This window comes from Halioglobus sp. D3-4, from assembly GCF_055809315.1.
Genome location: NZ_CM147907.1, coordinates 1,391,792 through 1,405,719, shown reverse-complemented (window position 1 = coordinate 1,405,719; position 13,928 = coordinate 1,391,792). Strand labels below are relative to the sequence as shown.

Below are 13,928 nucleotides of genomic sequence, written 5' to 3'. Positions count from 1 at the left end.
TTACGGTGGCAGCATCCTGGACGAGCCAGTGCTGGCTCAGGAAGGAGGGTAGCTGACGCCGTCCAGAAAAATCTGTACACCAAGCCTCACCTGCCGCTGCAAATCGATATGCCGCTCAAATAGTTGTGGCGCATCGACCAGCAACGTCGACAGCCCATAGATGCTGGACCAGGCCGCATTTGCCATGTAGGCGATGTCATCGACCTGGCGAAACACGCCGCTTTGTACGCCATGTTGCATGATGTCCTGTACCAGTTGCAGGGTGTCCCGGCTGGCTTTGCGCAATTCCGGGTACTTCCCGGTAGGTTGTACCGCAGGTCCAAACATCAATTTGAACAGCTGCGGGTTTTGCGCGGCATAATCCACGTAGGTCTCGGCAAACGCCTGAAGCTGCTCCTGTGGACAATCGCCGGTAGTGGCGGCAGCCGCGCGCAGGGCGTCGAGCAGATTGCGATAGCCATGGCTTGCCATCGCCGCTAATAACTCGCTCTTGTCAGAGAAGTGGCGATAGGGCGCGGTTTGAGACACGCCGATTTCCCGCGCCAGTGCGCGCAGACTCAGGTCGTCGACACCGTGGCTCTGTAACTGCTCGATAGCCGTACTGAGCAATTCGGCCCGGAGGTTGCCGTGGTGATAGCTTTTAGCGATTGCGGTATCCGTCATGGCGATAGCTTAACCCAAATTGAGTGAGTGCTGGAAATAGAGTAGTTGAGAGCCATCCTGCGAACCCAGACGACAGAACCTGTCAATCACGCGATAAATTGTAGTGGACTGAAGCCAAATCTCAGGCTCTAACGCGACGGATTTTTATTCTACTGCGAATCCAGCGTCAGTCATCAAACCCCAAAACCACCTGGCGGCATCCGAGGCCCAAAACGCACTTCGGCATCGCGATGCAAGGCGAGCAGCGGTGACAGCACACTGCGGTGAATGGCCGTTTTAGTTGAGCAAGCAGGGTGCTGTCACCGCTGCTCGCCGGATTACCACTGCGATAGAGAGGGCTGATCGACCACCGATCAGCCCCAAATACCAAAGCTTACGGCAGCAAATGCTTAACTGCGTCGCGCTCTTCAGCCAATTCCTGCTCAGTGGCCGTCATCTTCTCGCGGCTGAAGTCACTGATCTCGGCACTCTGTACGATAGTCCACTCGCCATCTTTACAGTGGCAGGGGAAGGAGTAAATCAGGCCTTCCTGAATACCGTAAGAGCCATCGGACTGGACGCCCATAGATACCCAGTCATCGCCCTCAGTGCCCAGCGCCCAGGAGCGTACGTGACCGATAGCGGCGTTGGCGGCCGAGGCAGCCGAGGATGCACCGCGAGCCTTGATGATTGCCGCGCCACGCTGTTGCACAACCGGAATGAACTCGCTCTCATACCATTCCTGGTCAACCAGGTTGATCGCCGCTTCACCGTCTACCTTCGCATTGAACAGATCGGGATACTGCGTGGCAGAGTGGTTGCCCCAGATCGTCATATTGGTCACGTCGTTGACCGTTTTCCCAGTTTTCAGGGCTATCTGCGTTTTCGCCCGGTTGTGGTCAAGCCGTGTCATCGCTGTAAAGTTACGCGGGTTGATGTCTGGAGCGTTACGCTGTGTGATCAGTGCATTGGTGTTGGCGGGGTTGCCGACTACCAGTACCTTGATGTTGCGACTGGCATGGTCGTTGATCGCTTTACCTTGCACAGAGAAGATTGCAGCGTTGGCTTCCAGTAGATCCTTGCGCTCCATGCCGGGGCCGCGAGGACGCGCGCCAACCAGCAGTGCGTAATCAGAATCCTTGAAGCCTATATTTGGATCATCGGTACATACGATGCCTGCCAGTAGTGGAAATGCGCAGTCTTCCAACTCCATTTTAACGCCGTCGAGCGCTTCCATCGCCGGTGTAATATCCAGCAGTTGCAGAATCACAGGTTGGTCATCACCCAGCATGGCGCCGGAGGCAATACGGAAAACGAGCGCGTAGCCAATCTGGCCAGCAGCGCCGGTTACAGTCACACGAACAGGTTGTTTCATGGGGGGGTGATCCTCATAAATGAATTGATGCGGAAATGAGCGGCGACATTGTCGTGGCAAACCGGTGAAATTACAAGTTGACGGCAGCCGGGGCTGGAACACTGAAGTGCAACGCGATACTCGTGAGGCTCGCGGCCCTGAGGCCTTCCCGGTATTTGGATGCGAAAATATCGAGCAGGGGTGGGCTTAGCGGCCCGATTTTAGCCGCGAGAGCCAATAGTTTGGGAATTGACCGGCATGCAGCTGGACGCGAGTGAGCACTAGCAAGTAAAATGCCCGCCAAATCAAGCACTAACGGCAATCACTGTGCGCGAACTTACCCGCAAAGACAAACTCGAATTCAACAAGCTGCAAAAGCGCTTGCGCCGCAACGTCGGTAAAGCCATTGCGGACTACAACATGATCGAGGACGGTGACAAAGTCATGGTCTGCGTGTCCGGTGGCAAGGATTCCTACGGCATGCTTGATGTGCTGGTTAACCTGCGCCAGAGCGCGCCGGTCGACTTTGAACTGATAGCAGTCAACATGGACCAGAAACAACCCGGTTTTCCCGAGGAAGTCTTGCCGGCCTACCTCTCTGAGTTGGATGTTCCCTATTACATTCTGGAAAAGGATACCTACAGTATCGTCAAGGAAGTGGTGCCTGAAGGGAAAACCACCTGTGGCCTGTGCTCGCGCTTGCGTCGTGGCAGCCTTTACGGGTTTGCCCAGGATATAGGCGCTACCAAAATCGCGCTGGGTCACCACCGCGACGATATTGTCGAAACCCTCTTTCTGAACATGTTCTTCAACGGCAAGCTCAAGGCCATGCCGCCGAAGCTACTCAGTGATGACAAGCAGAATGTCGTTATCCGGCCGCTGGCGTACTGTAAGGAAAAGGATCTGGCGCGCTATGCGCAGTACAGGGAGTTTCCGATTATCCCCTGCAATCTTTGTGGTTCACAGGAACACCTGCAGCGTGTGCAGGTCAAGGCGATGCTGGAGCAGTGGGAGCGGGAGTACCCGGGGCGTACCGAGTCCATTTTTCGCAGCATCTGCCATATCTCACCGTCGCAGCTGGGTGATCGCAAGCTGTTCGATTTCGAGAACCTGCGCATAGAGCGGGATGCCGAGTTGCACGTACCTGCGATCCGGGTGGTTAACCTCTAGTGCCAGAGGGCCGCGCAGGGACACCGGTGCTGGTGGCCCGCTCCTTGTGCCTGGAGCGCGGCGGACGCGAATTATTTCAAGATCTGTCATTCGACATTGGTGCCGGCGAGTTATGGCAGATAGAGGGTGCCAACGGCGCGGGCAAAACCAGCCTGTTGCGTATCTTGTGTGGATTGTCCCGCTATGGCTTTGAGGGTCGGGTGGAGCGCAGTGTACCGCTACTCTATCTGGGGCACCAGAGTGCGTTGAAGGCACTGCTGACACCGCGCGAAAACCTCGCTTTGCATGTCAGCGGTGACAGCCGCTATGAGGATGACAGAATCGAATCGGCGCTGGCACGCGTCGGCCTGTACGGCTACGAAGACGTCGCCAGTCATACCCTGTCAGCCGGTCAGCACAGGCGAGTCAATCTGGCGCGGTTGCTGTTGTCCGATGCGCCTCTGTGGCTGCTCGATGAGCCGTTCACCGCGATCGACAAAACGGGTGTGGAGGAGTTGCAAGCTCTGCTGGTGTCACAGGTGGCGGCGGGCGGCTCGGTCGTTATGACCTCGCATCAGAAGCTGGATGTGGACTGTGATGTCCGTTTTCTGAACCTCAGTACCGGAGTGGTCGCGTGACATCGCCGGGGGCTGCACAGTTCTGCATGAGGCTGCTGCGGCGGCAACTGCTACTGGCGGTCCGGCGTCCGTTGGAGATCGGGAATCCCCTGCTTTTTTTTGCGATGGTGGTATCCCTGTTTCCGTTGGGGCTGGGCCCCTCGCCCGATACACTTGCCGGGTTTGCCCCCGGAATTTTGTGGATCACCGCATTGCTATCCAGCCTGCTGACGTCCGATGCCGTGTTTCGTAGCGATTTCGATGACGGTAGCTTGGAGCAGTTGTTGCTGGCGTCACAACCTCTGTACCTGTCGGTGTTGGCCTACATTGGTGCGCACTGGATCACTACCGGGGTGTTACTGGCCGCGGTATCCCCGCTGTTCGCCCTGATGCTGAACCTGCCTGCGCAGGGCATTCTCACATTGATGGCCAGCCTGTTAATCGGCACCGCGCTGCTCAGCCTGATCGGCGGGATCGGCGCTGCACTTACTGTCGGTCTCAAGCGCGGTGGGATGTTGATATCGCTGTTGATCCTGCCGCTGTATATGCCCGTGCTGATTTTCGGCAGTGCCGCAGTGCAGGCGGCCGTCACCGGATTTCCCGCTGGACCGTACCTGGCCATTTTGGGGGCCATGCTGTGTCTGGCCATCGCGCTGGCGCCGGTGGCGATGGCTGCAGGACTGAGGATAAGTATTGATGCGTGACAATCTTTTACCGTTGAACCCTGCCGTTGCCGACATTTGGTTGTCCGGCGCGGCACGCTCTGTATAATTGCCGCCGCAATGTGGCCAATTTTTCATAAGTTCGGATCCCCTCCCTGGTTATACTCCATGTCAGGAGCCATCTTGCGTTGGCTGTTGCCCATCACGTTGTTGGCACTTATAACCGGCGCGATTTGGGGCCTGCTGTTTACTCCACCTGAAAACGTGCAGGGAAATAGCTATCGCATCATTTATATTCATGTACCCGCTGCGGTGGTGGCGCTCGCCGGCTACTATGTGATGGCGTTGGCCGGTGCTGTCAGCCTGATCTGGCGGATGAAAATGGCCGATGTGGCGATGAAAGCGGCGGCGCCTGTGGGGGCGGCTTTTACCTTTATCGCACTGTTCACCGGCGCTGTCTGGGGCAAGCCTACCTGGGGCACATGGTGGGTGTGGGATGCGCGGATTACCTCCATGCTGGTGTTGCTGTTCTTGTACCTCGGCGTGGTGGCGCTGTACGAAGCATTCGACAACAAGGAGGCCGCGGGTAAGGCCTGCGCTGTCCTCAGCCTGGTGGGGATGGTTAACATCCCGATTATCTACAAGTCTGTGGACTGGTGGTACTCACTGCATCAGGGAGCGTCTATCAAGTTCACCGGTGAGACCAGTATCCACAGTAGCATGTTGTATCCTTTATTGCTGATGATAGCTGCTTTCTACGCACTTTTTACCTGTTGTCTGTTGCTCAATATGCGAGCGGAATTGGTGCAGCGCGAGCAACGCACGCAATGGGTGCGAAAACTTATCGACAAAGATGTGGTCAATTAATGTACTTTGACAGTCTGCAGGCGGCGCTGCACATGGACGGCCACGGGTTTTACGTGTGGGCATCCTACGCGGTGACTATCGTGACGTTAACGGCAACATTAATAGCACCTGTGCTCAGGCGGAGGCGCTTTTTACGGCAACTGGCTGCGCAGATCAAGCGCACACAGGGCGCGACAGCGGTCAGCGCCAGGAGAGAGAATTGATGCATCCAGCGCGAAAACAACGGCTTTACCTCGTGCTATTTATTGCGTTGTTTTCCAGCATCGCTGTTGGCCTTGTGGTGTATGCGCTGCGGGGTAATATCAATCTGTTTTACCCACCTGCCGAAGTCGCTGCCGGCCTGGCGCCCACGGGGCAGCCTATTCGTGTCGGCGGGATGGTGCGTGAGGGCAGCATACAGCGCGCTGAGGACAGCCTGGCGATTCGATTCCAGCTCACTGACTACGAGGCCAATGTCGATGTTGTCTATGTCGGAATCCTGCCCGATCTGTTTGCCGAAGGGCAGGGTGCAGTGGCCTCCGGCGTGTTGAATGATAACGGGGCCCTCGAAGCCACCGAGATACTCGCCAAGCACGATGAAAACTATATGCCGCCAGAGGTGACACATGCACTGGAAAACTCCGGTTACGATGAGAAAGGCAACGTCAAATGATTCCTGAATTCGGCCACTTTGCGCTTATTCTGGCGCTCTGCCTGGCACTCCTGTTGGCCACCGTGCCGGCCTGGGGAGCCTGGCGGGGCAACAGCGTGGCGATGTCTCTTGCACCCAGCCTCGCGGTGGGAATACTGGTATTCGTGGGTATCAGTTTCGGCTGCCTGGCCGCAGCCTTTTTGCAGGACGATTTTTCGGTGCAACTGGTTGCCTCCCACAGCAATTCACTACTGCCTCCTATCTACAAGTTTTCCGCTGTCTGGGGTAACCACGAAGGCTCTCTGGTGCTGTGGGCGTTGATTCTGGCATTCTGGACAGCGGCAGTCGCACTGTTCAGTTCGCAATTACCGCTGTTGGTCTTATCCCGCGTTCTGTCGGTGATGGGGGCCATTTCAGTGGGCTTTCTGTCCTTTTCCCTGATCACCTCAAACCCCTTTGCACGGATCTTGCCTGGCACCCCGGCGGATGGCGCAGATCTAAACCCGTTGTTGCAGGACCCGGGGCTGATCATTCATCCGCCGCTGCTTTACATGGGCTATGTCGGGTTCTCCGTGGCTTTTGCCTTTGCCATTGCTGCACTGCTGGGCGGGCGACTCGATGCCTCGTGGGCCCGTTGGTCTCGACCCTGGACGAATACAGCGTGGGCGTTCCTCACACTGGGCATCATGCTCGGCAGCTGGTGGGCCTATTACGAACTGGGCTGGGGCGGCTGGTGGTTCTGGGATCCCGTGGAGAATGCTTCCTTCATGCCGTGGTTGGCGGGCACGGCGCTGGTGCACTCTCTGGCGGCCACGGAAAAACGGGGGCTGTTCAAGAGCTGGACGGTTTTGCTGGCGATTTTCGCATTTTCCCTGAGTCTGCTGGGTACCTTTTTGGTCCGATCCGGGGTGTTGACGTCAGTACACGCATTCGCCGTCGACCCTGAGCGCGGCATGTTTATTCTGGTGTTCCTCGCACTCGTAGTGGGAGGATCGCTGACGCTGTACGCGCTGCGTGCGCCCGCAGTCAGCAGCCGTGTCAGTTTCGCCTGGGTCTCGCGCGAGAGCCTACTGCTGTGCAATAACGTTGTGTTTCTCGTCGCGGCCCTTACCGTCCTCTTTGGCACTATGTTTCCGCTGATTGTGGATGCGCTCGGTATGGGTAAAGTCTCGGTCGGCCCGCCGTATTTCAATGCGGTCTTTGTGCCGCTGATGGCGTTGTTGGTGCCGGTGATGGGGCTTGGGCCTGCATCGCGCTGGAAGCGCGACAATTTGAGTCGCTGGCGGAACGAACTGCTGATTCCGACAATCGTGGCGGTAGTCTGTGGCTTTACGCTGCCCGCATTGCACGCCCCCTACAATATATGGGTGGCACTGGCGGTACTGCTGTCGAGTTGGTTGGTGCTGGGTCTGGCCAAAGATGTCTGGCAGCGCGTGCGCGGTGCAGCAACCACAGCGGCAGGCTTGCGGCGTCTGACGCCGGGCTACTGCGGCATGGTTATTGCCCACCTGGGGTTCGCCGCCTGCGTGATCGGTATTGTCGCAACCAGCCAGTTCTCGATTGAGCACGATCTTAAAATGGATCCGGGCGATTCGCGGGAACTGGCCGGTTATGATTTCCGTTTCATCGAAGTCGCCGAGGTTCGCGGTCCGAACTTTGTGGCCGAAGAGGCGCGCTTTGAGGTGACGCGAGATGGCGAGCCTGTTGCCAATATGAATCCGCAGAAACGCCGGTATCTGGCCAGTGGTTCTGTAATGACTGAGGCGGCCATCGATGCCGGCTTCTTCCGCGATCTCTACGTTGCGATGGGTGAGCCGGTGGGTGACGATGGTGCCTGGGCGATGCGCCTGCACTATAAACCCATGGTGCGCTGGATGTGGCTGGGAGCGATACTGATGGCAATAGGCGCATTCACTGCGGCGGCTGACAAGCGCTACCGCCGTCAGCGAATAGTCCTGCCTGCAGCAGATGAGGCCGTGTTGCATGGCGCCTAGGCTCAAGCTCTTTTTGCCGCTGTTTCTCTTTGCGCTGTTGGCGCTTGTGCTGTTCCGTGGCTTGTTTCTTGACCCGAGTGAAATGCCCTCGGCTCTGATCGACAGACCGCTGCCGGCATTCGACCTGCCAGCGTTGGGCGGGGAGCCGCAATTGTCGCGCGGTGATGTCACTGGCGAGGTAGCGTTGCTCAATGTCTGGGCCACCTGGTGTGTGTCCTGTCGCGTCGAGCATCCCTATTTGCAGCAGTTGGCCGATTCGGGTATTCCCATTTACGGCCTGAACTACAAGGACAGCGACAGTGCTGCGCTGCGCTGGCTTGAGCAGTTGGGCGATCCGTACCGCCTGAATATCGCCGATCGCGATGGCACGCTCGGCCTGGATCTGGGTGTCTATGGTGCACCGGAAACGTATTTGCTGGACGCCGATGGTGTGGTGCGTTACCGCCACGTTGGCGTGGTCAACGAGGAGGTGTGGCAGACGATTCTCGAACCCATGTATCTGCAGTTGAAACAAGGGAAGGTTGCGCCGTGAAGCTAATACAAACATTGTTTGCCTGCGTCTGCATGGCGCTGGCCGGTCAAGCGCTGGCGCTAATCGAAACCTATGAATTCAGCAGTCCCGAGTTGGAGGCGCGCTATCAGCAATTGAGTGAAGAGCTGCGCTGTCCCAAGTGCCAGAACCAGAACATCGCCGATTCCAACGCGCCTATTGCGCAGGATTTGCGCGGACTGCTGCACCAGCAGTTGGAAGCCGGTGCCAGCGACGATGAAATACTAGACTACATGTCGGACCGATATGGCGAGTTCGTGCGCTATCGTCCGCGCTTTGGAGGGGCCACGGTGTTTCTCTGGTTGGCACCTCTACTGCTGTTGGTGGCAGCTATCGGTGTGCTGCTGGTATCACTGCGCTCGCGTTCCGGTGGTGGCAACGGTGAAGGCTCGGCACTCACTGAGCAGGAGCAGGCGCACGTTCAGCGGCTGCTGGACAAAACGGAGCAGGACTCTTGACCACATTCATTCTCGCCTGCGTCGGATTAGTTTTACTCAGCGGCGCTTTTTACCTGTTTCCCAAAATGCGCTCAGGGGCGGCAGAGGCCGACCTCGACAGGGCGAACCTGGAGTGGTTCCGCCAGCGTGAAAAAGAACTGGAACTGGAAGGAGACAGCGAACTGCGCGAAGATGCGCGGATCCGACTGCTGGAAGAACAGCGCGAGCGCAAGGAGCAGCAGGCAGCTGCGGTCCAGTCGTTTCCGGTCTGGATTCTGCTGCCGCTAGTGGCGCTGCTTGCCAGCGCCATGTACTACTCTCTGGGCGCGGCTCCCGATGTGCTGATTTCCCAACGCCTGCAAGCTATGCAGTCGGACACATCGCCCGAGGAGATGCGCGCGCTTATCAGTGATGTGGAAGCCCGGTCTGCGAAACGCCCCGATAATTTGCATTATCTGGCGATGCTTGGACGGTTTTATATGGCGCAGGAAGACTACAGCCAGGCTGCCAGAACCTACGACATTCTCGCTGCGGCAGTACCCGGAGATGCCCAGGCGCTCGCCTATGCAGCGCAAGCCGAATATCTGGCTAATGACCGTGCTCTGGGTGATCGCGCCCGGTTGCGCGCAGAACAGGCGCTGGCGGCCGATCCGCATCAGCGCACCGCACTCGGGCTGCTCGGTATGGCCTCTTTCGAACAGGGGCAATACCGTGCTGCGATTGAGTATTGGCAGCGGCTTGTAGCGATGGAGCCTCCCGGCTCCGAGAGTGCGCAAATGATCCAACAGGTCATTGTCACGGCGCGGCAGCAACTGGCACAGGACGATCCGTCGGCGAGCGTTGCTGAGGTGCCGCAGCAGCGGGGACAGACGTCCAGCACCGGCGTGACAGTGACAGTTACCGCGCCTGCCGGGGCAGACATTGCTGCGACGGACACTGTGTTCATTTTGGCGCGCAACGCAGATTCTGACAGCCGCATGCCGATCGCTGTGCAGCGCCTCAGCGGCGCAGACCTACCGGTCACACTGCGCCTGGACGATGGCAATTCCATGGCGGGTCAGAAACTTTCGCAAACTGCATCGGTTATCGTTGCCGTGCAGGTCTCTGCGAGCGGTCAGCCGGGAGAGGCAAATGCCTCATGGTTAGGGCAGGTGGGGCCTATCCCGCCTTCCGATGATGCCGAGCCGCAAAAAATTGTATTGCAACGCAATACTGAGCCCGCTGGTTAGGGGCCGTAGGAGCGCCTCGCTGGGGGCGAACACCGGCACCGGCAGCGACGCAGATTACCACTTTATGACATGCGTGTAGCGCGGGTTTTGCGCTCTATTGTGGCGGCTCCGGCGGGCCTAAAAGCGAATTTCTGTATTTCCCCTGTTCAGGCATAGTGTTGTTCGAATAAAGTATATACACTACATCTTGTGTTTCAACGCCAGCGATATCTTTTGCTTGGCAGAAATAAATGTATAAAAAACAATTAGTTGTGCAATGTACTTAAGGTGATATGCGACTAAAGTCTATCAAACTGGCAGGATTCAAGTCGTTCGTGGATCCCACGTCGGTGAATTTCCCCAGTAATATGTGTGCTGTTGTAGGCCCCAATGGCTGCGGTAAATCCAATGTTATTGACGCCGTGCGTTGGGTGATGGGGGAGAGTTCCGCGAAAAACCTCCGCGGCGAGTCCATGGCGGATGTCATCTTCAATGGCTCAGTCAATCGGCAGCCAGTTGGGCAGGCCTCTATCGAACTTGTGTTCGACAACAGCGAAGGCCGTGTCGGCGGTGAATATGCCAGTTACGCCGAGATTTCCACGCGGCGACAGGTCACCCGTGACGGGCAATCAGACTACTTCCTCAATGGTACCAAGTGCCGGCGCCGCGATATAACCGATATATTTCTCGGTACCGGCCTGGGTCCGCGCAGTTACGCAATTATCGAGCAGGGAATGATCAGTCGCCTGATCGAATCCAAGCCGGAGGAGTTGCGCGTATTTCTGGAAGAGGCCGCTGGCATTTCCAAATACAAGGAGCGGCGCAAGGAAACGGAAAGCCGCATGCGGCGCACGCTGGAAAACCTCGACCGCCTGACCGACTTGCGCGATGAGCTGGCGCGCCAGTTACAGCACCTGGAACGGCAGGCGCAGGCGGCGGAGAAGTACACCGAGTTCAAGGCTGAGGAGCGTGAACTCAAGGCGCAATTGCTGGCGTTGCAATGTCAGGCGCTGGACGAGCAGATCAAAACCGCGACGCAGACTGTGGGTGAGCTGGAGGTCAAACTCGAGGGGATTCACTCGGAACACCAGCACGTGGATACCGCCATCGAACAGCACCGTGTGGACCATACGGACCGCACTGACGATTTCAACAAAGTGCAGGCGACCTATTATCAGCTGGGCTCCGAAGTTGCGCGAATAGAGCAGACGATCAAGCACCAGCAGGAACGGGGACGACAGTTGCAGGAAGATCTCGCGCAGACAGCGTCGAATCTGGTCGAGGCGGAAAGTCATCTGGGAGAAGATCGCAGCAAGCTGGCCAGTTGGGAGGCCGAGGTAGAAGTCCTGGCTCCCGATATGGAGCGGCTGCAGGCACTCGAAGCCGAATCGGCCGAGGCGCTGTTGCAGGCCGAGGAGGCCATGCACGAGTGGCAGCATCAGTGGGATGAATTTAACCAGCACGCAGCTGAACCGCGCCAGCAAGCAGAAGTACAGCAGTCGCGCATACAGCATTTGGAGCAGGTGTTGCAGCGCCTGCAGGGGCGTACCCGGCAGCTCGAGGAAGAGAAGCAGGGGCTTGCAGCAGGCCCGGCTGACACTGAGGCCGATGAATTGGGAGAACTGCTCGCTGAAGTAGAGCTGACCATGGCCGAGCATGAACGGCGCAGTGAAACACTTGTCGAACAACTGGCCTCGACACGCGACGCCCGTACCAATCTGTCGGCTGAACTCAATCAGGTGCGCTCCGCACTGCAGCAGATGCGCGGTCGCATGGCCTCATTGGAAGCACTGCAACAGGCCGCATTGCAGGACAGCAGCCAAAGCGTTGGGGCCTGGCTGGAGGCGCACCAGCTAGAGGACAAGTCCCGATTGCTGGAGACGATGCAGGTCGATGACGGCTGGCAGTTGGCGGTGGAGACGGTTCTCGGTGACTATCTGCAGGCCGTGTGTGTGGACGAAATCGGCTCGCTGGGCAATTTTTGGGAGAGTTTCGAGCACGGTAATCTGTTGCTGGTTGAGCCGGCGACCGGTGATACCCCTGCACCGGGCTATCTGGCGAGCATGGTGCAAAGTGGCGGGCGCGCAGACGGTTTGCTGGCCGGTATCCGCGCCGCAGATGATCTGGCTCAGGCGCTGCAGCTGCGGGCGTCGCTGGCACCCCATGAGTCGGTGATCACGCGTGACGGTATCTGGATGGGCCGCAACTGGGTGCGCGTGGCGCGCGTGTCTGACAGCGATGGCGGTGTCATCCAGCGGCAGGAAGAGCTGGACACGATGGCCGAAAGATTGGAGGTGCAGCAAGCGAGGGAGTTAGAGCTCGCCGAGCAGTTGCAGGAAAGTGAGGAAGCACTGAAAACACTGGAAGATGAACGGCAGGAATGTCAACGCGAGTTGCAGCTGAGCACGCGACAGCATGCCGAAACCAGTGCGCGTGTCTCTGCTTATGAGGCCAAATCCGAACAGATCAAGCTACGCCACGAACGGATTAACACCGAAATCGATGAGGCCCGGGGGCAGTTCCAACAGGAGCAGGAGGCCGTCGCCGAGGCGAGAACGGTGTTGGCTGAGTGTATCGAACGCATGGAGGGAGACTCCCAACGACGTGAGGAGTTGCTGGCTAACCGCGATCAGATTCGTGGCACTCTGGATAGCGCGCGGCAAAAAGCGCGTGAAGACAAGGACGGCGCACACCAGGTAGCAATGCGATATCAATCACTGGATACCCAGCTAAACGCTGTGCGTGAAACTATCGAGCGCACACTCAAGCAGGTATCGCAGTTGCATGAGCGGCAGGAGAGTCTAACCGCGTCACTGCGCGAGAGCGACGACCCGCTCACGGGCTTGCGTGAGGAGTTGGAGCAGCAACTGGAGATGCGTTTGGAGTCAGAAGGTGAACTCAGTGCGGCACGCCAATTGGTGGCCGATATAGAGCACCAGTTGCGCGAGGCGGAGCAGAAGCGGGCGGCGATAGAGCAGCGTGCAGAGACAGTGCGCGCTGAACTGGAGCGTCAGCGGATCAGTCATCAGACCCTGCAGGTGCAGCGCAATACGATATTCAAACAGTTGCAGGATGAACAACATGATCTCGAGGCCGTATTGGGCAGCATGCCAGAGGGTGCCAACGAGCCAGAATGGCAGAATTCGCTGGAACGCGTGGCCAACAGGATCACGCGCCTCGGGCCAATAAACCTGGCGGCTATTGATGAATACAACCTGCAGTCTGAACGCAAAAATTACCTCGACGCCCAGAATGAGGATCTGGTAACGGCTTTGGAGACACTTGAGGCCGCCATCCGCAAGATCGACAAGGAGACGCGCAACCGTTTCCGTGAAACGTTTGAGAAGGTTAATTCGGGCCTGCAGGCATTGTTCCCTCGCGTATTTGGCGGTGGCAGCGCGTATCTTGAAATGACCGGCGACGATCTACTCGATACCGGCATCACTATTATGGCCCGCCCCCCCGGTAAGAAAAACGCGACCATCCATCTATTGTCAGGTGGAGAAAAAGCGCTGACCGCAATTGCACTGGTATTCTCGATCTTTCAGCTGAATCCTGCACCATTCTGTATTCTCGATGAAGTAGATGCGCCATTGGACGACGCCAATACGGGACGCTATGCACGGTTGGTTAAAGAGATGTCCGACAAGGTGCAATTCATTTATATTACGCACAATAAGATCTCGATGGAGTTCGCCGATCAGCTGATGGGTGTCACCATGCACGAGCCGGGTGTATCAAGATTGGTGTCTGTCGATGTGGAGGAGGCCGCAGCACTGGCGGCCAGTTAATCGGGCGAATCGGAAAAACGGATGTA

The 13,928-nt window shown here is 57.7% G+C and carries 13 protein-coding genes; 11 read left to right on the top strand and 2 right to left on the bottom strand.

Annotation, left to right across the window (positions count from 1 at the left end):
- Nucleotides 1-36 precede the first annotated feature (36 nt).
- Both AC0L6S_RS06080 and AC0L6S_RS06075 read right to left on the bottom strand, forming a co-directional pair.
- Nucleotides 37-663, bottom strand: a complete 627-nt coding sequence (locus AC0L6S_RS06080; RefSeq protein ID WP_473427531.1) for a TetR/AcrR family transcriptional regulator — start codon at nucleotides 661-663, stop codon at nucleotides 37-39.
- A gap of 373 nt (nucleotides 664-1,036) precedes the next feature.
- A complete protein-coding gene (locus tag AC0L6S_RS06075) occupies nucleotides 1,037-2,017 on the bottom strand; it encodes a malate dehydrogenase (RefSeq protein WP_473427530.1) in 981 nt (326 codons plus the stop codon).
- Between the two features lie 306 nt (nucleotides 2,018-2,323).
- On the opposite strand from AC0L6S_RS06075, the gene ttcA reads away from it, so the two are divergent.
- From ttcA to smc, 11 genes are all read left to right on the top strand, one after another.
- Nucleotides 2,324-3,166: a tRNA 2-thiocytidine(32) synthetase TtcA gene (gene ttcA / locus AC0L6S_RS06070; RefSeq protein ID WP_473427529.1), complete on the top strand. Its 843-nt coding sequence runs from the start codon at nucleotides 2,324-2,326 to the stop codon at nucleotides 3,164-3,166.
- Nucleotides 3,166-3,783, top strand: coding sequence for a cytochrome c biogenesis heme-transporting ATPase CcmA (ccmA, locus tag AC0L6S_RS06065; RefSeq protein WP_473427528.1), 618 nt, complete (start codon nucleotides 3,166-3,168; stop codon nucleotides 3,781-3,783). The genes ttcA and ccmA overlap by 1 nt, the downstream gene beginning before the upstream one ends.
- Nucleotides 3,780-4,466 (top strand): heme exporter protein CcmB, encoded by a 687-nt coding sequence (ccmB, locus tag AC0L6S_RS06060; protein WP_473427527.1) that lies wholly within the window; start codon nucleotides 3,780-3,782, stop codon nucleotides 4,464-4,466. The genes ccmA and ccmB overlap by 4 nt, the downstream gene beginning before the upstream one ends.
- A 78-nt stretch (nucleotides 4,467-4,544) precedes the next feature.
- Nucleotides 4,545-5,291, top strand: a complete 747-nt coding sequence (locus AC0L6S_RS06055; protein ID WP_473427526.1) for a heme ABC transporter permease — start codon at nucleotides 4,545-4,547, stop codon at nucleotides 5,289-5,291.
- Nucleotides 5,291-5,494, top strand: a complete 204-nt coding sequence (gene ccmD, locus AC0L6S_RS06050; protein ID WP_473427525.1) for a heme exporter protein CcmD — start codon at nucleotides 5,291-5,293, stop codon at nucleotides 5,492-5,494. The genes AC0L6S_RS06055 and ccmD overlap by 1 nt, the downstream gene beginning before the upstream one ends.
- Nucleotides 5,494-5,943, top strand: a complete 450-nt coding sequence (ccmE, locus tag AC0L6S_RS06045) for a cytochrome c maturation protein CcmE (protein WP_473427524.1) — start codon at nucleotides 5,494-5,496, stop codon at nucleotides 5,941-5,943. Before ccmD ends, ccmE begins: the two co-directional genes overlap by 1 nt.
- Nucleotides 5,940-7,916 carry a heme lyase CcmF/NrfE family subunit gene (locus AC0L6S_RS06040; RefSeq protein ID WP_473427523.1) on the top strand — a complete coding sequence of 659 codons (1,977 nt, stop codon included), beginning with the start codon at nucleotides 5,940-5,942 and terminating at the stop codon, nucleotides 7,914-7,916. Before ccmE ends, AC0L6S_RS06040 begins: the two co-directional genes overlap by 4 nt.
- Nucleotides 7,906-8,448: a DsbE family thiol:disulfide interchange protein gene (locus AC0L6S_RS06035; protein WP_473427522.1), complete on the top strand. Its 543-nt coding sequence runs from the start codon at nucleotides 7,906-7,908 to the stop codon at nucleotides 8,446-8,448. Before AC0L6S_RS06040 ends, AC0L6S_RS06035 begins: the two co-directional genes overlap by 11 nt.
- Nucleotides 8,445-8,924 carry a cytochrome c-type biogenesis protein gene (locus AC0L6S_RS06030; protein ID WP_473427521.1) on the top strand — a complete coding sequence of 160 codons (480 nt, stop codon included), beginning with the start codon at nucleotides 8,445-8,447 and terminating at the stop codon, nucleotides 8,922-8,924. Before AC0L6S_RS06035 ends, AC0L6S_RS06030 begins: the two co-directional genes overlap by 4 nt.
- Entirely contained in the window at nucleotides 8,921-10,132 is a 1,212-nt protein-coding gene (gene ccmI / locus AC0L6S_RS06025; RefSeq protein WP_473427520.1) for a c-type cytochrome biogenesis protein CcmI, read from the top strand. Before AC0L6S_RS06030 ends, ccmI begins: the two co-directional genes overlap by 4 nt.
- A 272-nt stretch (nucleotides 10,133-10,404) precedes the next feature.
- Entirely contained in the window at nucleotides 10,405-13,902 is a 3,498-nt protein-coding gene (gene smc / locus AC0L6S_RS06020; RefSeq protein WP_473427519.1) for a chromosome segregation protein SMC, read from the top strand.
- Nucleotides 13,903-13,928: the final 26 nt, after the last annotated feature.